Raw genomic sequence first — 16,130 nt, 5'->3', positions numbered from 1 at the left:
GTTACCCGATCATCCTCCTCGAGCCACATAGCCATCAATCCGCGCTCTTGGACCACTTCCACTTGCGCTTGAGATGATCCCTTATGTTCATTCGGCTCGGCCCGGCTTCGCGTACTGCCTCAACTGCCCTCTGCCGAGTGACGTTCTCCGTCCTCATGATGTAAGCGACCTCATACTCCTCGCTGAGAACGAAATCGCGCTTCGGATCGTCTACCATTTGCTTTTCCATCTTCGTTTCCATGTTCATTGATGAACTAGGACCATTTGTGATGGCGGCAAGGTTGGCTTGGCTGTATGTCAGTTACCGTACCGAGCGAGCTCTCGCGCGTCATATGAGTCGCTATCGCGTCGCAAAGGCGTACACTTTGGTGATCATCGGCTCATGACACGGGCGCCGGTGGCCGAAAGATCAGACGCTTTCGCCCTGAATCGGAGGCTCCATGTTGCACGAGCATTCGGATGCGATCTTACCTGCTGGCATCAACTTGCTGGACGAGGTTTTCACCGAAATTCTGGCTGAGAAAGGGCTCCCCCGCGATTGCGAAGCCGCTGAAGTGTTAGCCCGGAGACTATTTTCGATATTTCAGTCTGGCATGCGCGATAGGGACATGCTCCGCACGACCGGGGCCGGGAATATTTCTTCCGCAGGTACGCCATCACCGTCTCGCGGCTCGGTCCCGCGTCGCAGATCGCCTCGAGCGCCTTCTGCCGGGTGACCTTCGCCGTGCTCACGAGATAAGCGAGTTCGTGCTCCTGTTCGGAACCGAGGGGGCGGTTCGCAATCTCTCTTCTTCGGATCGTCGCCCATTATTCCCCCATGATCCAAACATGGAGGGGTAGGAGCCGCTAGGAACGCGACAAGGGGCGGAACCTCGGGCCGGATGAGGTGTTGACCTGTCCAGGACACTGCGGCGTACCTGCCGCCGGAAAGCGGCATTATGGATTACGAGCTGCTGCAGCGGCTGATCAGGCGCCTTGACGGCCGGCAGGCGAAGGATGCACTCGGCGAGGATTGGCAGGGGTGGTGGCCGGAAGATAATGACGAGGGGGCGATAGCCCCGCGCCCAAACCGGAGCTGGAGCCGGCGTGAACTCGGCGCCGCGACTATCCCCCTGACAACAACAGAGCTGCAGGTGGATTGGCCAGGTCCGCTGCAGCTCCGATCGCGACGTATACATCCTGCTCGGGCTTTCGCCCTGTTCCATCCAAGGGAACCGCTTCGAACGTCGCCTATGACTTTAGAGATAGTGAGAGCGCAAGCGAGTTCAAGGGCTATTGGCTCGTCTAAACCCGATGTGCTCCGTCCGAGCTAGTTCCGATTGGCTAGAGGCCAACGTCCTCCGCCTGATGTAAAATCAGCATTCCCTTAAATGAGAGGGAGGCGGGTCTATGTCCAGGGGAACAGTGTGGGCCTTAACGGCGCTCGCCACGTCGCTGGGAGCGTTCTACCTTGCGGAGGACAGCGCAGTCCAAATTCCGGGTCACAAGTTCAAGACCGCAAAAAATTGCGAGCGCAAGGCGCCAGTCGGGAAATTCGATCGCAAGTGCGATATACCGGTTGTCGGCTGGCGTGGTGCCGAAGGCCTTTGGTTGCCGAGTGTTTCTCAAGGTGCCCCCGGCGGGTTCGGTTTTTAGATAAGATCGAAGGGTCAACGCCGCAATTGAGCGCCGTTGCGCCGGCTGGCTTCGACCCGTTGCAATATCTCGCGCGTCACCCGCATGTCGGCAGCTAGGCTGTTGAGCGTGAGCCAGCCTGATTGGGAACCATTCAATGAGCAGGACGTTAAACGCCGTCGCTTATCCGAAGCGACGGCTGAAAGCAGGCCGGCTCGTCAATCCCCTCACCACTCGCCGAGCCGACCAATTTGGCAGCGCCCCTGTCTCCTCCGGGGGGGCGCTGCCGTCCCACCCGCTCCGAGCGACCCTTGACCACCCTCGCCGCGAAGCGAAGCGGCCGGCCGAACGAATCCGAGATTTTCTCTCGGCTTTGACCACGGCAGGACCGATACAGGACCGCTCGGGCCGAGAAAATAATTCAGCCAGCGATTGGTGAGGTGAGTGTTGCAACCACGTTCTTGGCTTATGCTCCAACCGGCAGGCGCGTACCTTCATATGCCGCCCCTAATGGCGTCCCATTAGGGTAACGCTCCGTCGATTGCAAAGGGATAAGGTCTACGCTCCAAGCGATCAGAATCTGGAGGCTCCCGTATGTTGTTGAACGGCCATCCCTCGAATTCGCAAAGCTGGCATTTCGCAGGGTTTGTAGAAACTCGTCCGCGTTCGAGGCGGTAAGCACCTCGTCCAGCTCTTCAATGGGGCAGAAGACGACGCTGCGCGTTATCGGGAACACCTCGCCGGTTCGCCGGTTTGGCCGCATCCGGACGCGTCCGGAGCCGAATTCCCACGCAGAAGCCAGCAAGCGGAAGCGCCGATGTACGATTGCGTCATTCTGGGCGGAGGCCCCGCCGGGCTCGTCGCGGGCATCTACCTCGCGCGGCTCAATCGACGGGTGATCATAACCGACGGCGGACAAAGCCGCGCTTCCCTCATACCGCGATCATTCAATCATCCGGCATTCCCGGACGGCATTCCGGGACGAGACCTGCTCACTAGAATGCATGCGCAAATCCAAAAGCTAGGCGTCGAGCACATCGCTGGCTGTGCGGATCGGGTCGAGCAGCTGGGCGCTGGCTTCCAATGCATTGTCGCGGAACGAACGCTCGACAGCCGCGCCATGATCTGCGCGACCGGTCTCGTGGACATCCTCCCGCCGTGGCGGGATGCAACGGAGCTGGTGCGAAAAGGTAATCTGCGGATTTGCCCCATCTGCGATGGGTACGAGATCAACGGCGCTGCTGTCGTCGTCATCGGTCACACCCGCCGGGCATTGAAGGAAGCAGAATTCCTCCTGTCGTTTACGGATGATGTGACGCTAGCGACTTTGGGTGTCGAGTTGCAGGGGTTCAGCGCCGCCGAGGTTCGCCAACCCTTGCGCCTCGCCACGTCCCCACTGCTTTCTCACAAGCCGATGGCCGGCGATCGCCTTTCGCTGAAACTGACTGAGGGTAGGCGGCTGGAGTCCGTGGCAGTTTATTCCGCGCTCGGTTGCAGGCCACGCTCCAACATTGCCGCCGGCGTCGGAGTAAGACTTGACGACGAAGGGCGGATCCCCACCGATCCTCATCAGCGCACCAATGTCGAGCGGTTCTACGCGGCCGGAGATGTCGTAACCGGCCTTAATCAACTCGGCGTAGCCATGGCGCAAGGAGAGATTGCCGCCGTTGCTGTTCATAATGACCTGCTGGCGGACGCCGCTCCATGAGGGCCTGGTCTGGGGAGAACCGACGGGAGCGCCGGCGGCAGTTTCGGCCGAAAACGTACGGCAAAGCAATCGGTGATTGCTTGCAGCCGATAAAGCGATTCCCGCGGTTCAGGAAGCGGTTCGCGAGAATAGCCGACGTCTTCGGACCTCGGGTCCGGGGCCCGCGCCGGGAAAGAAAGCACTGGAGCTCGCTTGAGCTTCTCGGAACTATTCGAGACGCGAGACGTTAGACGCCGTCGCCTATCCTAGGCGACGCTCAACGCGAAGTCGGCTCGTCATCCCCTCCCCACTCGCCGAGCCGACCAACTCGGCAGCGCCCCTGTCACCTCCGGGGGGCGCTGCCACCCAGGCAGATCAATCCTCGATCACCGCTGAAGCCGTTCTCCGTCGCGCTGGCGGGTCTCGACCGTTTGCAATATCGCCGCATGTCGGCGACACGGGCGTTGAGCTCGATGTGGCCGAACCGTTGCCGGCGCCATTGCATCCAGCCGCTCCACCTCCATCCTTGTTACTGTGGCCGCGGTGTTAAATGTGCAAACTCGGTTGTAAACGTCGAAAGCTGTTGCAACTCCGATACAGCCAATCATACGATTCGGTGCTAATTGACCCTGCAAATTTTAGTGGGGGCAAAAACGTGAAAACAATTGTATTTCTGGCGCTTACCGCGGCTATTACTGCTTCTTCTGCGGCCAGCGCGGCCGACGTGGTGGATCAAGCGCCTACCGCACCCGTGGCGGAAGTAGCGGCACCTGCGTTCAGTTGGTCGGGCCCCTATTTCGGTGTGCACGGTGGTTATGGCTGGGCTGACGCAGAAGTCGGCGGCGTCATCGATCTTAGCGGATTTGATGGCGGCCGGTTTGGCGGCTTCGTCGGCTATAACTGGGATCTCAGCAACGGCCTTGTTGTCGGCGTTGAAGGAGATGTGAATTACGATTGGAACGATCGTTCGGTCGGCGACGCTGACGAAATTGGAACCGATTGGTCCGGCTCCGTCCGCGGCCGAGTCGGTTATGCTCTTGACCGGACGCTGATCTACGCAGCGGGCGGATGGACGGCAGCCAATGCCTACGTCAATGACCCGGTGTTTGGCGACGATGAAACGACGCACGGTTGGACAATTGGCGCCGGCGTTGATTGGGCGGTGGTGGACAACATGTTCGTTCGCGCCGAATATCGTTACAACGATTTTGGTGGCGTTTCGCTGTCTGACGTGGATGTTGATTTCGATCAGCATGTCATCAACGTTGGCGTGGGTGTGAAGTTCTAAGAACTTCTACGCCATTGCGTAGATTTCTTATGCCTCGCCTCCGGCGGGGCATTTTTTTGGCAAGCTTGACGGAAGCGTCTGAGACGATGTGCCGCCCTCTGCTGATCCGTTTCGATGATTCATGCCGCAGCTTCCCGCCATTACTCCACGGGATGCAGTAGCGGCTTCGAGGGCGCTCCTTTGCGCTATAAATGGACGCCGGCGAAATTCCGTAGCCCGTGCAGGCTGCCTTTGCGTCAGCAGCGGTTGAGGAAAGCGATGTAGTTATTCCCTCTCCGCTCGTAATACTTGATGGTGTAACCGACCTGGTTGTTGCCCCAACGCACTTCGCAACGAGGACCCCATCGGGTGTCGCGGCAGCCGTAGACGGTAAAGCACTGCCCCGCCACGGTTTGCGTGACCACCGGGCTGCTCATGTCTTCCTGGCTACGAACATTGAGGGGTCCGATGGAGCGAACCAGCAGTCGATCGCGTGGCGGCGGGATATCGGCGGGGTCTGCGCATCGGTCGGTGTCCTCACGCAGATAGCAGTCGGCCTGCGCGCCGCCGTCCCGATCGGTGTGGCGACGGTCGTCGCCCCACCTTCCTCCGAAGCGTTGGCCGCTTGTCGGCTTCATCGTGATGATGCTGCCGTCAGCAAGGCGTCCGACAAGCTCACGCCGGGACGGCTCGAAGTTGCCTACCGTGCGGCCAACCGGGTCAAGAAGCGCGACGCCGTTGCCACTCGGAGCCCAGCCGCCGAGGAAGCCTAAGGGTCCCATGCACATCATGCTGCGGGCCATGAGCTTTCCCGCGAAGGCCGTTCCGAGCAATTCAATCCTGCAGTTGCCGGCGAGACTGCCAGTTTCCACTTCCCAGGAGCCGATGAATGCCGATGGATGGTTCTGTGGAAAAGCCGGGGCCGCCAGAAGAAGCGACGCGAGAACTGCAAGGCCGTAACGAATGCTCATTTCATATCCCCCAGATGAGCAGTGCACAAACGCTGCCGTTGTGCCCGATTCGCAACTTACCGGATAGTACTACGACCAAATGCAAGGCAATGTTTTGCAGCCAGTCCTTCGTGTTTTGGCCGCTCTGGGTAAGGGGGATCACTTTATGGGCGAGAAAGAAGGCGCCGGAGCAAATTCGGGGACACTGAATTCTCTACAATCTTCAAGCGGCGCAAGGTTCCCCAACCTCACGAGAGTGCCCGCTCCTGCGCCCCGGCGAGCGCTCGCATGTTGATCAGCCGCGCCGCGCAGCAACAACGCCAACCCGCGCTTGACGACATCCGCAAGGGGTCATGCCGAGCGCGGCCGCCCCAATGGCGTTCACACGCAGTCCGGGCCCCTCGGCGGCACGTCGACGAGCACCGCAAGGCGCTACCCGCGCGGGCATAGGGTCTGGCCGCTCAGGCGTTGGCTTGTTGAATATGCTCTGACCATTCGCCCTAACGCAGAATTCATGGAAACGTCGCATGGCGAAGGGGCATGATCACACTGGAACCAAACTGCAGCTCGGGAGTTCTTTTGGCGGGGAATAATCCCGGTCTTCTGAAGAGGTAACCACGTGAAAAAGTTGATTATTTTGGCCTCAGCGCTCGGCGCTGTGGCGACGGCCGCGCTCGCGCAAACCACACCATCCCCGAAGGGCGATACGCCAGCCGTCGCAACACCCGATACACAGAACCCGTCGGCACCCGTGGAGGGTGCGAACAGCTTTACTGAAGCTCAAGCGAAGGCGCGGATTGAAGAAGCCGGATACACCGACGTCAAATCGCTGAAGCTCGACGACAAGGGCGTATGGCAGGCGGCTGCAATAAAGGACGGCAAGTCAGTGTCGGTTGCCCTCGACTACCAGGGTAACGTGACGGCCCAGTAGCCGCAAGAACTGCCGCGAATCTAAAGGGAGAATGAAAGTGAGAACTGTAACTGGGTTATTTGACGACTACGATGATGCCCGTGCTGCCGTTACGGATCTGGAAGTGGCAGGCGTACCTTCGGATGATATCAGCATCGTTGCCAACAACACCGGCGACCGCTATTCGACCGAGAGTTCGGACGCAGCCGAAGGCGCCGGCACCGGAGCTGGCCTCGGGGCCGTCGGAGGCGGGGTCGTCGGTCTTCTTACAGGACTTGGTCTGATGGCAATCCCCGGTGTTGGACCAGTTGTGGCCGCAGGATGGCTCGCGTCCACTGCCGCCGGAGCGGCAGCTGGTGCTGTCGCCGGCGGCGCGGCCGGAGGCTTGATTGGCGCGCTTACGGACTCGGGAGTGGATGAGGAGGATGCCCATGTCTATGCCGAGGGCGTACGTCGCGGTGGCGCCTTGGTGACAGCGAGGGTCGATGACAGCCTTGCGCTTAAAGCCGAGGCAATACTGCAGCAACGAGACCGGATTGATCCTGGCGCTCGTAGGAGCATCTATGCGGAAGAAGGATGGACACGGTTCGATGAAAACGCCGACCCGTACACGTTAGAGCAGGTTCAGCGCGAGCGCGAACGCTATCGTAGTATGATGCCATAACGGCGGTCCAGCGTTATCGCGACAGCAAATATAAAGCCCCTATCCGCTCTGTGGATGGGGGCTCTTCCTGCAGCATCATCGCAGCTGTCGGACGCCGATAGCCGACCCCCGATCACAAGATCGCATTCATCGATAAGATTTTCCTTAAGCGGCCCCCCTCCGCCGGTCACCATCAGATGGCGGCATGAACACGACGGCGACCGATCTGGATCCGCACCGCGGACAGCGAAGCCGGCTGGCGATCATCGACAGCGGGAAGTCTCGGCCACGCGTCGCCACCAGCGTCAGCATGTCGAGATCATAGGTCCACGTGCATCGACGGACGGACTTCATCCCATCGCGATTACCGAAAGCACATCGCGCTTTGAGTTGCCAACCCAGGCTGAAAGCTTCGCCAATTGTCTCGACCATGGCGACGAGATAATATGGGAACAAATAGAGAACAATCCACCCATGCTCGAACTCCCCAGAATTGGAGAGCAACTGGTTCTGTCTCGAGCATCGGCCGAGTTGGCTGGCGAAAGGAGAACCTCTGTGACCGAACAAACGCCAGATCAGACAGAAGCTACCTTGTCGGATGCTTCTTCGTTCACGGTGTGGATCGGCCCACAACGCACGACCTCCGCACAGTTGCCCGCCGCCATGCGCGCAGAGATGGCCGCAGAGCGTGGAAATGAGGTTTCGCGCCTACGTTGCCGAGGTCTCCGTCATGCCGGAGGACGTACCGAAGGGCCGCTTCCACTTTGCCATTTATGGCGGTGTCGGCAAGACGTGCTGCATGTACACGGACCGAACCGTAATCAGCGATCTTCACCCACACTTTGTGGATCTCGCGATTGGTCCGCTTTGGCTGGCCACCGACAGCGCGGATGAAGCCGCTCTGCGGTTCTATGAAATCCTGAAGGACGCTGGCCGGTTACCTTGACGGCGGCGGCCCCACTCCTCAAGACCGCGAGACGGGTGAGACCGATCCGGTCGAGGGCATATCGGACCTTAGTCCGGCTCCTCAATGGCAAAGGTCTTATGCAGGCCGCCGAGTGAAACCTTTCACACATATTCGGAGTTGTCACGCCCGAGCGGCACCTTATCTGCCGCTCGAGTGAGTGACGCCTCAGAGCTGCATAAGTTTGTCCCTTCTCGCAGCCCTGAGGCGTATCACCCCCCGAAGCAGTACCGCCAAATCGCGCTTGACGACATCCGCAATGGTCACGCCCAGGGCTGCCCCAATGCCGATCACGGCGAGCGCCCCCATCCCCATCAACTTCCATTTCCTCACGTCGTCGGTGATCGGCTTCATTTCGGTGATGTCTTCCTGAACGGCCGCCGTCGAAGCCTCGAGCGTCCCTACCCTGCCGACAAGCTCATCCATCCGGCGATGCATTCAGGCGCGGCTTGCATCGGATTTGTCTTCTGATCTCCGGAAATCTTCCCGAAGGTTCTCTACCTCCGCAAGCAGCGTCCCGAGCTGCTGGTGAACACTGGAATTGATCATCCCCGCCCTTCCCCGCGGTTCGCGCATTCCGCCCTCGTCCAGAGCCTCGCCGCGCATATGCCGACGACGGTCCGGTCAATCGTCCGCTGATCTGCCGGCGTCGCCCCGCGCGCGCCAATCAGATCAGTTCCCGCCGCGCGGACCGTCGACACTTGCCGGCGCCGAATTCCCACCTGCCGTCAGGGAAAAGTCAAAGCGAGAGCGGACATCGTCCGCAGTGCGGCCAGCTTCAGATGGCGATCGAAGCGGTGTGGGGAACGGCAAGACGTTGCCGGATTGAAGCCATTCGACTTGCTCATAGACGGATGCCGGTTCAGCACCGGTATCGGCAAAGATCGCGCGGTCAGGCATGGGCCCGATCTCGCCGTGCGCTGCCATCAATGCGAGGGTCGTAGATTGCACACCAGCGCCCATCGAAAGGTAGAGGTCCCCACGACCATCCACCGCGGCGGATGCGGGCTGCTTTCTTTGGCTCCTGGGCGAGTAGGTTGAAGACTTCGGTCACGCCGCGCCCCCCATAAGGAGTGACGAGGATCGAATACACAACCTCTTGAACCCGCGATGCCGAGGAAACAAATCAACACCGGGCGCTGGCCCGCAGCGCCTTCCTTGTTGGACATATCAGTGAGGGTGAAATGAACTCGAAGATGTTTGCTCGACCGGTTTACCTGAAGGAGAAAAAGGACCTGATCAGAGAGATTACGAGCATTTACGATGCCATCGACTTTCTTGAAGAGTGGCCGGAGCGCGACCGCGACATCGTGCACGACGGCACCTTGAAGACTTGCTACATGGCGCATGACGGCCATAAGCCCATTCAGGTTGCGCGGGATGCGATCCGAGCCTTCGGGAAGAAGAAGGGCATCCTTGTCAAAGCACCCGCAGTTCTTCCGTGGATGATCAAGACAAGCTCCGGCAGCGGACTCGTGTCTGCGTAAATCATTCGACGAGGAGAGGCTGCTATCGCGGCCTCTCTGGCATACTTTCTTCAGCACGTGACTCATGCTGGTCCTCGGAAAACCTGTCGAGCTGATCGCCGAATGAGTGCTAGCGAGGACGACGCTCTCGAGCGAAGACGTCAGCCCGGCGCGCGTGCGGCATCACCTTGTCGCAGAGGTCGTAGAATTCATCTGGTTTGCGGCTGTGCTCGCGTGCGATGCCGTCGAAGATGGTCGGCGGGACATGAGATTGCTTCGGGTTTCCAAGCGTGCCGACAAATACGATCTCGCCCGTAGTGCGCACACGGTAGCCGGCGCCCATGCGGACTTTGCCGGCCGCGGTCGTCTTCCGCCACGTCATGAAGCGCTTGTATTCGAACCCCCATGCCTTCAAGCACTCGACCGCAAACGGGAGATGCGGCGCGGCGGCCCATGAATAGATCAGGCAATCCATGCTGGCGAGTTGGCCGACTGGAATCGCGCGGATCTGCTCGGCGTTCATCACGTCATACTGCGCCGACGCCGATTTCTTTGCCCCAGCATCGCTGTAGAGATCGAACGGCCACGGAATGTCGATGACGATCATCTCGTAATGAAGGGGCGGGAGAGGATCGAAAAACCAGCCGGTCATTCCGCCGCCCTCAGCTTGCACGCAGCGGTAGCTGCGCTGGAACGATAAAGAGCGAACTCGGTTAGGCACCCAAAAAGAACAGGAATATCAACATGACCGAGACTTGGGATGAATGTGTGATCGTCGAGCTTCCCGATCTCGATGGCGTCCAGATCGTGTGGTCGCCCGCTTACGCGGCTCGCCTTCTGAGTGAAAACTGGCCGAAGACTGACGGAAGCAAATACACCGCGGCATTGAACGCCTGTACGGATGCGATGCTCGGATCTGCGCCTGCCGCGCCGGCACGCGACGCTTTCATTGCTGCGGTCGAAGAGGCGAGGCTCAAGACCTTCCGCTGAGGTCATGCCGCCAACCGCGCGTAATGTTCGCGCGTTTCTGGTAACAGAACCTCGGAGCGACCAAGATCGTGAAAACGCGTACAATGGGGGATGAGGAACTTGATAAGGCAATCAACCTGCTTTCCTCCGTAGATTTCGACACTTCCGAAAGTCAGGTCGGCAGCGGCCAGCCGCACATGTTGAACGATGTGCGAAACGATCTGTCGATTTTGGGCAAGGCCCGTACAGACTTGATCAACTCCACCGCACGTTTGAAGGGCGGCGTGACAGGATCGTCCATGCCATTAACAATGCTGACGCCTACTTCACCAATTGCGTCATCGCAGCTCGGAGCTGTGGTATTCGACTGGTTCGCTAAGTTTGCCCACAGCCGGATAATCGTTTGGGCCAGCCTTCCGAGCTTGTCGTTGAACAAAGTCTTTTCGAGGTGTCTGATCTGAGAACGCAAATGCTCATTGGTCCTCGTCCTTCAGTTCCGGCGCGAGATACTCGGCCCAGTCCAGCCTACCCGAGGAGGACGAGCGCGATGCGGGCGAGCCGGTCGAACCGATCAGCCAAACCGTTCTTGCCGCCGTTGACCTTCTTCGTGATGGTCTCGGCGTAGCCCTCGTCGGCCCAGCGGTTGAGCCCGCGGGTGTCCCAGTAGAACAAGGGCACCATTCCCATTGACCGCGTCCGCATCCCTGGCGAGTCGGGCAATCGAGACCGGCCGTGCGGCACCAGTCGCGGAACTGGCGATAGTTGTCCTTGCCGGTGAGTTGCATGCCGGTGCGGCTGCGATAGAGATAGCCGTCGCCGTCCTTCTGCGGTGTGTTGCCGAGATCGGTGCGAGTGTCATAACGCTGCTGCGCCGGCGTCGGGTCCCAGAGCTCGCGATCGTACCGGAAGTCTCCGCTTTCGTGCATGAGCGGGGCGAAGTACTGCGCCAGCCGATGCGGACGATCCATGCCGAATCGGTCGCCGTATTTTTTCGAGCGCCACGAGCACGGACGCGAGGTTGCGTCGTTCACCTGCCTTTCGCGGCAAAGTGAACCTGCTGAGCGGTTATTGCGCTCATTGGTCTCTCCTGATGAGTTGAGAATTGGTCTAGCCCGATTGGGTGAATAGAGATCGCAGACGCAGTGTGCTAACCACGCGCACAGCCGTCTCGGACGAGGACGAGGCGGTTAGAGGCCCGGCGCGCGGCCTCCAGCGACGGGTCTCGCCCGAAGCTTGTCTGAGCATGCGAAATTTCGCATCCGCCTCTACGCTTCGATTAGCCATCAATCCCCGAACATGAGTTCGAGGGCGACGGGAGGGTTTCCCGAGCCAAGATGGTCTCCTGATTGTCGGGGTTTTCCGTCACTGCCCGACGGCAGCAAAAAACCGCCGAAGCGGGGGTTAGGGTCACTCTTCTGTTGGATCGCTTCGCTTAGTCAGCATCTGAATCAAAGCAAGCTCGCTTCGAACTCCCTGCTGATACAAGTGAAAGAGCATCCTGCCCAATTCGGTGCCCCCGTCGCTGTCGGGCACCAGATCATTTGCTCCGCATGCATAGGAATGCACCCTTCGAAGCATTGCTATTTCTTCGTCGCCAATCCCAAGGTCCGACAAGCGAAGAGCCATCTTTGATCCTGCACTTTAAGAAACGCTGCGATGATTTTTTTATATTGGGAGGGGGAACTTTCGTTTCCAGTATGGGCGGCGCGCGGCTTTCGCCAAGACATGCCCTCATGTGGTGAGTCGCGTCTATGAGCTACCCGGCACTTTGCACCAGCGCTGGGGTCGTGACCGCTTCGATCAATTTCAGACAGAGCTGCTATGCATTCAAACGGGTCAGGGGGCGCGTCGCTGCGGACCTTTGAACACGGATGTACTGGCACTGGTTTGATGTCCGATAATGAGGAGGGCCGGCGCCGTTTCGCTCCGGCCTTATCGTTGCGAGATCAGATCTTAGCTTTCGACGCGATAACCACGTAAATTGCATCTCCAACGGTAACAAGAGCGTCAGCCGCATTATCTGGGATATCGATACCGAACTCGTCTTCAATCAGCATCACGATTTGAGCGACTTCGAGAGAGTCGGCGCCGAGGTCTTCCACAATGGACGCATTGTCCACAACGTGGGAAGCTTCTACGCCCAACTGCACAGTGATGATTTCCTTTACACGGTCAGCGACGTCGGCTCTGGGTTTTTCCATCGGTGGCCTCTACTAGAGCGAGAGCACATTTGTCTACCAGCCGTCACTGCTCAAACGCTCGTGACGGCACGAGCAGCATCGTCGGCGCTTTCCTTTACTCCGAGCCTGCGGCTTCTGGAACACTCTATGGCCGCCGTCTAGGGGAACACTCGCCGGGCCTCAGGGCGAAGCTTACCACTCCCCGCCTTGACTGAATATTGCCGAAAATGTTCCTCGACCTTTTACGGGATCTGTTATTGAGCGTCCGTTCCGGCGGCGGGCATGTACGGGTTTTTCAGAATTAGACCGAAGGTTACGTAGCGCTTGTTTGCCACCTTCCCGGCCGTATCGAAGGCAGCCGGAGTCCTGCTTGGTAGCGGCGTAGTGTCAGGTCGAAACTCCACGCACTAAACTTTCCCGTCGAGCAGAGCAGCTTGGTAGCTCGCCAGCTTGACAAGCAATGGCGACGGCAGCCGATTCCTCGAAAGCGAGCGCGGGAGAAGGTCCCAACCGCCTTGCGGGAGCCAATGCTCCCCAAAGCAACGTGGCTCTAGCCTCCCGACGACATCGGCGGCCCAAAGCCTGCACCGGTGGCCGGGTCGCGGCCCCTCCAGATGCGGATGCGACTAGTCAGGAAAACGATACTTGAAGTACTCGATTTCAGGGCCGAAAAGGCGCTCGATGCGTTCACGGTCACCCGGCTTGTAGTAACTGCCGATATCAACTTTCGCTGGGTTCGCCTTCGCCCTCATCAGGAAGCGCTCATCGAAAGAAAGACCGAGTCTGTCGCATACGCTCCGTAGATCATCTGCAAGGCGCTCTTGCCTCCCCACGAAATCGACAACGACCGCGTCGGCCTTCGTGTATAACTGCCAGGACTCCCAGTTGATGCGCTCTCGCTTGGCTGCACCTTCCTCGATCAGGCAGAGCATTTGCGAGAAGCTTGGTCGCGTGTCCGCTTTCCTGTAGTGCCAATTGTAAAGAGAAACGGCGCGCTCATACGGGTTCCGCACGAAGCAGAATTTGAAATAATGCTTCCAGGCGGAAGGATCGTAGGCCTCTATCTCTGTTGCGCCTGAATGATCCGTAAGCTTGCCAGCTATGCGCCTGCGGAGGGCGTCCCCGGCCAACGAATTCAGATTACCGTTGCGGACGAGCGTTCGCGCGATCTGGAGTGGAGAATGATAGCGGAGGACGGCAGTCAATGCTCGGCGATTGTATTTCGCCCCATTCGCCAATGCTTCCTTCCAAGACCCGAGTTGCAGGTCACGCGGGCCCAAATTGCGCGCCAGATAGGCCGAAATCGTGCTCCCTGCGGTTTTCGGCACGTGGATAAAAATGAATCTATGGCGGTGGGATATGATCATTGGATGCCTTCCTCCAAAGCCCGAAGACTTAGTCCTTGATCATTAGGGAACGATCGCTGCAATCACAGGGCTGATGATGACCTTCATTGTCCTGCTGCATAACTGGGCAACGGCATAACGGCCGAAGTGCTTATTCGGGCGATGGCGGAGATTCTTCCTTTCTTGCATGATCGAGACGAATGTTGCAGGCTTTGCCACTGAACTTCCAGGGACCAATTCTTCAGCAGTGGACACTTCAAATAGAAGTCGCCGGCGGCGCAAAGGGTCGACGGAGAGCTAAGCCGCGCCGTTCTCGGTCACTTCCAAAGCGCTGCCCTGAAGATTGTGCAGGCGAGCGTAAAGACCGTCCGGACGCCGCGCAAGCTCCTCATGCGTGCCCTCCTCGACGACGGTGCCGTCCTTCATGACGACGATCTTGTCCGCGTTGATAACGGTCGAGAGCCTGTGGGCGATGACGATGACGGTGCGGCCGCTCATCGCCTGTTCGAGCGCCTTCTGCACGGCCGCCTCCGACTCGGTGTCGAGCGCCGAAGTGGCCTCGTCCAGAAGCAGAATGGGCGCATCACGCACGAGCGCACGAGCGATCGACAGGCGCTGGCGCTGGCCGCCCGAAAGCGTGATGCCCTGTTCGCCGACGGGCGTGTCGTATCCCTGCGGCTGCGCCAGAATGAAATCATGCGCGTAGGCGAGCCGCGCCGCTTCCTCGACTTCTGCGTCGCTCGCGTCCGCCCGGCCATAACGGATGTTGTCCCGGATCGAACCCTCGAAAAGATAGGGCTGCTGCGAAACATAGGCGAGGCCGTTGCGCAGCGACTGCTTGGTGACGCCGGCGATATTCTGCCCGTCGATGAGGATCTCGCCCGCGTGCGGATCATAAAAGCGTGGTATGAGGCTGATGATCGTCGACTTGCCGGCGCCGGACGGACCAACGAGCGCCGTCGTCTTGCCGCCTTCCGCCCGGAAGCTGACCCCTTTGAGGATTTCCTCGCCGTTTCCATAGGCGAAGCGCACGTCGCGCAGCTCAACCGTCGCCTCGCCGAGCTTGATTTCGGTCGCGTCGGGCCGGTCACGCTGATGCGGTACCGTGTCGAGAATCTCGTAGAGCATCCGGGCGTTGACGGCGGCGCGCTCGAGCGACACCTGCAGGCGCGCTAGGCGCCGGGCCGGGTCGTAGGCCATGAGGAGCGCGGTGACGAAGGCGAAGAAGGCGCCCGGCGGGATATTGCTATAGATCGTGCGGAAAGCCGCGTAGGCGAGCACGCTCGAGATCGCGAAGCCAGCGAAGGTCTCGGTCATCGGCGCCGTGCGCTCGCTGAGGCGGGCGATGCGGTTGGCGCGGTTTTCGGCGCGCTCGATGATCGCCTCGACCTTGCGGCGCAACTCCTCTTCCATCGTAAAGGCCTTGACGATGGTGATGCCCTGGATGGTCTCCTGCATCGCACCCAGGACGCGGCTGTTGACCTCGACCGCCTCGCGCGTCGCCAGGCGCAGACGCTTGGAGATGTAGCGCAGGCCGAGGAGCAGCGGGGGAGCCACGGAGAAGACGATCAGCGACAGGAGCCAGTCCTTGCTGAACATGACGCCGACCAGGCCGACCAGCGTCAGGAAGTCGCGGGCGATCGACGTGACCGTCATATTGAGGACGTCACGGATGCCGCCGACGTTCTGGTTTATTTTGGCGAGGAGGCGCGCGGAGCGTTGCTCATGGAAATAGCCGACGCTAAGCGCCATCAGGTGTGAGTACAGTCGGCGCTTGTAGGTCGCTACGATGTTGTTGCCGATTTTTGAGAAAGCGACAGCCTGTCCGTAAGTCGCTAAACCTCTGAGGACGAAGGCGCCAAAAAGGGAGAGGCAGACAAGAAGAACGATATCGCCGCGCCTATTGGCGAACACCTCATTGATCACGGTTTCCATGATCCAGGCGGTGAAGCCCGTCGTTGCCGCCACCGTGACGAGGCATGCGATGGCGAAGGCATAGCCCCGGATGTGGTCGCGGCCGTTTTCGGCGATAACGCGCCTGAGGATTCCGGTAATCGTTTCGGAATCGACTGCGCTCTTCTTTCGATCGTTCACCTTCAAAAAAGCCGGTCCTGTGCACAGTTAGGTGCGCCGT

General features: G+C 59.6%; 16 protein-coding genes and 4 pseudogenes. 8 read left to right on the top strand and 12 right to left on the bottom strand.

Annotation, left to right across the window (positions count from 1 at the left end):
• Positions 1-34 precede the first annotated feature (34 nt).
• Together AYK65_RS24485 and AYK65_RS33750 are read right to left on the bottom strand one after the other, a co-directional pair.
• Positions 35-217, bottom strand: coding sequence for a DUF3606 domain-containing protein (locus AYK65_RS24485; protein WP_026617204.1), 183 nt, complete (start codon positions 215-217; stop codon positions 35-37).
• 419 nt (positions 218-636) lie between these two features.
• Positions 637-808: pseudogene (locus AYK65_RS33750) on the bottom strand (DUF3606 domain-containing protein); the annotation flags it as partial.
• 1,623 nt (positions 809-2,431) lie between these two features.
• On the opposite strand from AYK65_RS33750, the gene AYK65_RS24465 reads away from it, so the two are divergent.
• The gene (locus tag AYK65_RS24465) at positions 2,432-3,322 is read left to right on the top strand and encodes an NAD(P)/FAD-dependent oxidoreductase (RefSeq protein ID WP_081161511.1); all 891 of its coding nucleotides are present in this window, start codon (positions 2,432-2,434) and stop codon (positions 3,320-3,322) included.
• Between the two features lie 634 nt (positions 3,323-3,956).
• Positions 3,957-4,589, top strand: coding sequence for an outer membrane protein (locus AYK65_RS24460; protein ID WP_026617206.1), 633 nt, complete (start codon positions 3,957-3,959; stop codon positions 4,587-4,589).
• A 236-nt stretch (positions 4,590-4,825) separates the two neighbouring features.
• On the opposite strand, the gene AYK65_RS24455 is transcribed toward AYK65_RS24460, so the two are convergent.
• A complete protein-coding gene (locus AYK65_RS24455; protein ID WP_081161508.1) occupies positions 4,826-5,539 on the bottom strand; it encodes an AprI/Inh family metalloprotease inhibitor in 714 nt (237 codons plus the stop codon).
• A 598-nt stretch (positions 5,540-6,137) separates the two neighbouring features.
• Here AYK65_RS24455 and AYK65_RS24450 point away from each other — a divergent pair.
• From AYK65_RS24450 to AYK65_RS24435, 3 genes are all read left to right on the top strand, one after another.
• Positions 6,138-6,449 carry a PepSY domain-containing protein gene (locus tag AYK65_RS24450; RefSeq protein WP_081161505.1) on the top strand — a complete coding sequence of 104 codons (312 nt, stop codon included), beginning with the start codon at positions 6,138-6,140 and terminating at the stop codon, positions 6,447-6,449.
• A gap of 37 nt (positions 6,450-6,486) precedes the next feature.
• Positions 6,487-7,092, top strand: a complete 606-nt coding sequence (locus AYK65_RS24445) for a general stress protein (RefSeq protein WP_081161502.1) — start codon at positions 6,487-6,489, stop codon at positions 7,090-7,092.
• A gap of 673 nt (positions 7,093-7,765) precedes the next feature.
• Entirely contained in the window at positions 7,766-8,017 is a 252-nt protein-coding gene (locus AYK65_RS24435; protein WP_081161499.1) for a hypothetical protein, read from the top strand.
• A gap of 186 nt (positions 8,018-8,203) precedes the next feature.
• On the opposite strand, the pseudogene AYK65_RS24430 reads toward AYK65_RS24435, so the two are convergent.
• The 3 pseudogenes from AYK65_RS24430 to AYK65_RS33315 form a co-directional block, all read right to left on the bottom strand.
• Positions 8,204-8,584 (bottom strand): annotated as a pseudogene (locus tag AYK65_RS24430) (DUF1515 family protein).
• Positions 8,581-8,817 (bottom strand): annotated as a pseudogene (locus AYK65_RS33745) (hypothetical protein). The pseudogenes AYK65_RS24430 and AYK65_RS33745 overlap by 4 nt, the downstream one beginning before the upstream one ends.
• A 4-nt stretch (positions 8,818-8,821) precedes the next feature.
• Positions 8,822-9,038 (bottom strand): annotated as a pseudogene (locus tag AYK65_RS33315) (hypothetical protein); the annotation flags it as partial.
• Positions 9,039-9,219: 181 nt separating this feature from the next.
• Between AYK65_RS33315 and AYK65_RS24415 the strand changes: the two are divergent.
• Positions 9,220-9,522, top strand: coding sequence for a DUF982 domain-containing protein (locus AYK65_RS24415; protein ID WP_081161496.1), 303 nt, complete (start codon positions 9,220-9,222; stop codon positions 9,520-9,522).
• A 109-nt stretch (positions 9,523-9,631) separates the two neighbouring features.
• Here the strand turns inward: AYK65_RS24415 and AYK65_RS24410 are convergent, their stop codons facing one another.
• On the bottom strand, positions 9,632-10,108 hold the full coding sequence (locus tag AYK65_RS24410) for an MT-A70 family methyltransferase (RefSeq protein ID WP_244560103.1): 477 nt from the start codon (positions 10,106-10,108) through the stop codon (positions 9,632-9,634).
• 137 nt (positions 10,109-10,245) lie between these two features.
• Between AYK65_RS24410 and AYK65_RS24405 the strand changes: the two genes are divergently transcribed.
• Both AYK65_RS24405 and AYK65_RS24400 read left to right on the top strand, forming a co-directional pair.
• Positions 10,246-10,491, top strand: a complete 246-nt coding sequence (locus tag AYK65_RS24405) for a DUF982 domain-containing protein (protein WP_026617215.1) — start codon at positions 10,246-10,248, stop codon at positions 10,489-10,491.
• Positions 10,492-10,559: 68 nt separating this feature from the next.
• The gene (locus AYK65_RS24400; RefSeq protein ID WP_139793337.1) at positions 10,560-10,931 is read left to right on the top strand and encodes a hypothetical protein; all 372 of its coding nucleotides are present in this window, start codon (positions 10,560-10,562) and stop codon (positions 10,929-10,931) included.
• Positions 10,932-10,943: 12 nt separating this feature from the next.
• Here AYK65_RS24400 and AYK65_RS24395 read toward each other — a convergent pair whose 3' ends face one another.
• The 5 genes from AYK65_RS24395 to AYK65_RS24375 all read right to left on the bottom strand — a co-directional run bounded on the left by AYK65_RS24395 (position 10,944) and on the right by AYK65_RS24375 (position 16,096).
• Positions 10,944-11,438 carry a hypothetical protein gene (locus AYK65_RS24395; RefSeq protein ID WP_244560102.1) on the bottom strand — a complete coding sequence of 165 codons (495 nt, stop codon included), beginning with the start codon at positions 11,436-11,438 and terminating at the stop codon, positions 10,944-10,946.
• Positions 11,439-11,877: 439 nt separating this feature from the next.
• Complete coding sequence (locus AYK65_RS33310; protein WP_046117032.1) at positions 11,878-12,096, bottom strand: hypothetical protein; 219 nt, start codon at positions 12,094-12,096, stop codon at positions 11,878-11,880.
• Between the two features lie 320 nt (positions 12,097-12,416).
• Entirely contained in the window at positions 12,417-12,671 is a 255-nt protein-coding gene (acpP, locus tag AYK65_RS24385) for an acyl carrier protein (protein ID WP_046117033.1), read from the bottom strand.
• Between the two features lie 605 nt (positions 12,672-13,276).
• The gene (locus tag AYK65_RS24380) at positions 13,277-14,017 is read right to left on the bottom strand and encodes a sulfotransferase family 2 domain-containing protein (RefSeq protein ID WP_046117034.1); all 741 of its coding nucleotides are present in this window, start codon (positions 14,015-14,017) and stop codon (positions 13,277-13,279) included.
• Positions 14,018-14,293: 276 nt separating this feature from the next.
• Positions 14,294-16,096, bottom strand: coding sequence for an ABC transporter ATP-binding protein (locus tag AYK65_RS24375; protein ID WP_046117035.1), 1,803 nt, complete (start codon positions 16,094-16,096; stop codon positions 14,294-14,296).
• Positions 16,097-16,130 lie beyond the last annotated feature (34 nt).

It is taken from the genome of Ensifer aridi (assembly GCF_002078505.1).
Classification (GTDB): domain Bacteria; phylum Pseudomonadota; class Alphaproteobacteria; order Rhizobiales; family Rhizobiaceae; genus Sinorhizobium; species Sinorhizobium aridi.
Note: the sequence above shows the minus strand (reverse complement) of the source record. Positions and strands in the feature narration are given on the sequence as shown.

Excerpts from the sequence above, each read along its gene's own strand:
- AYK65_RS24405 (WP_026617215.1), top strand. The coding sequence starts at position 10,246 with ATGACCGAGACTTGGGATGAATGTGTGATCGTCGAGCTTCCCGATCTC.
- AYK65_RS24395 (WP_244560102.1), bottom strand. The coding sequence starts at position 11,438 with ATGGATCGTCCGCATCGGCTGGCGCAGTACTTCGCCCCGCTCATGCAC.
- AYK65_RS24455 (WP_081161508.1), bottom strand. The coding sequence starts at position 5,539 with ATGAGCATTCGTTACGGCCTTGCAGTTCTCGCGTCGCTTCTTCTGGCG.
- AYK65_RS24465 (WP_081161511.1), top strand. The coding sequence starts at position 2,432 with ATGTACGATTGCGTCATTCTGGGCGGAGGCCCCGCCGGGCTCGTCGCG.
- AYK65_RS24380 (WP_046117034.1), bottom strand. The coding sequence starts at position 14,017 with ATGATCATATCCCACCGCCATAGATTCATTTTTATCCACGTGCCGAAA.
- AYK65_RS24415 (WP_081161496.1), top strand. The coding sequence starts at position 9,220 with ATGAACTCGAAGATGTTTGCTCGACCGGTTTACCTGAAGGAGAAAAAG.
- acpP (WP_046117033.1), bottom strand. The coding sequence starts at position 12,671 with ATGGAAAAACCCAGAGCCGACGTCGCTGACCGTGTAAAGGAAATCATC.
- AYK65_RS24410 (WP_244560103.1), bottom strand. The coding sequence starts at position 10,108 with ATGATCGTCATCGACATTCCGTGGCCGTTCGATCTCTACAGCGATGCT.
- AYK65_RS24485 (WP_026617204.1), bottom strand. The coding sequence starts at position 217 with ATGGTAGACGATCCGAAGCGCGATTTCGTTCTCAGCGAGGAGTATGAG.
- AYK65_RS33310 (WP_046117032.1), bottom strand. The coding sequence starts at position 12,096 with ATGGCTCTTCGCTTGTCGGACCTTGGGATTGGCGACGAAGAAATAGCA.
- AYK65_RS24435 (WP_081161499.1), top strand. The coding sequence starts at position 7,766 with ATGAGGTTTCGCGCCTACGTTGCCGAGGTCTCCGTCATGCCGGAGGAC.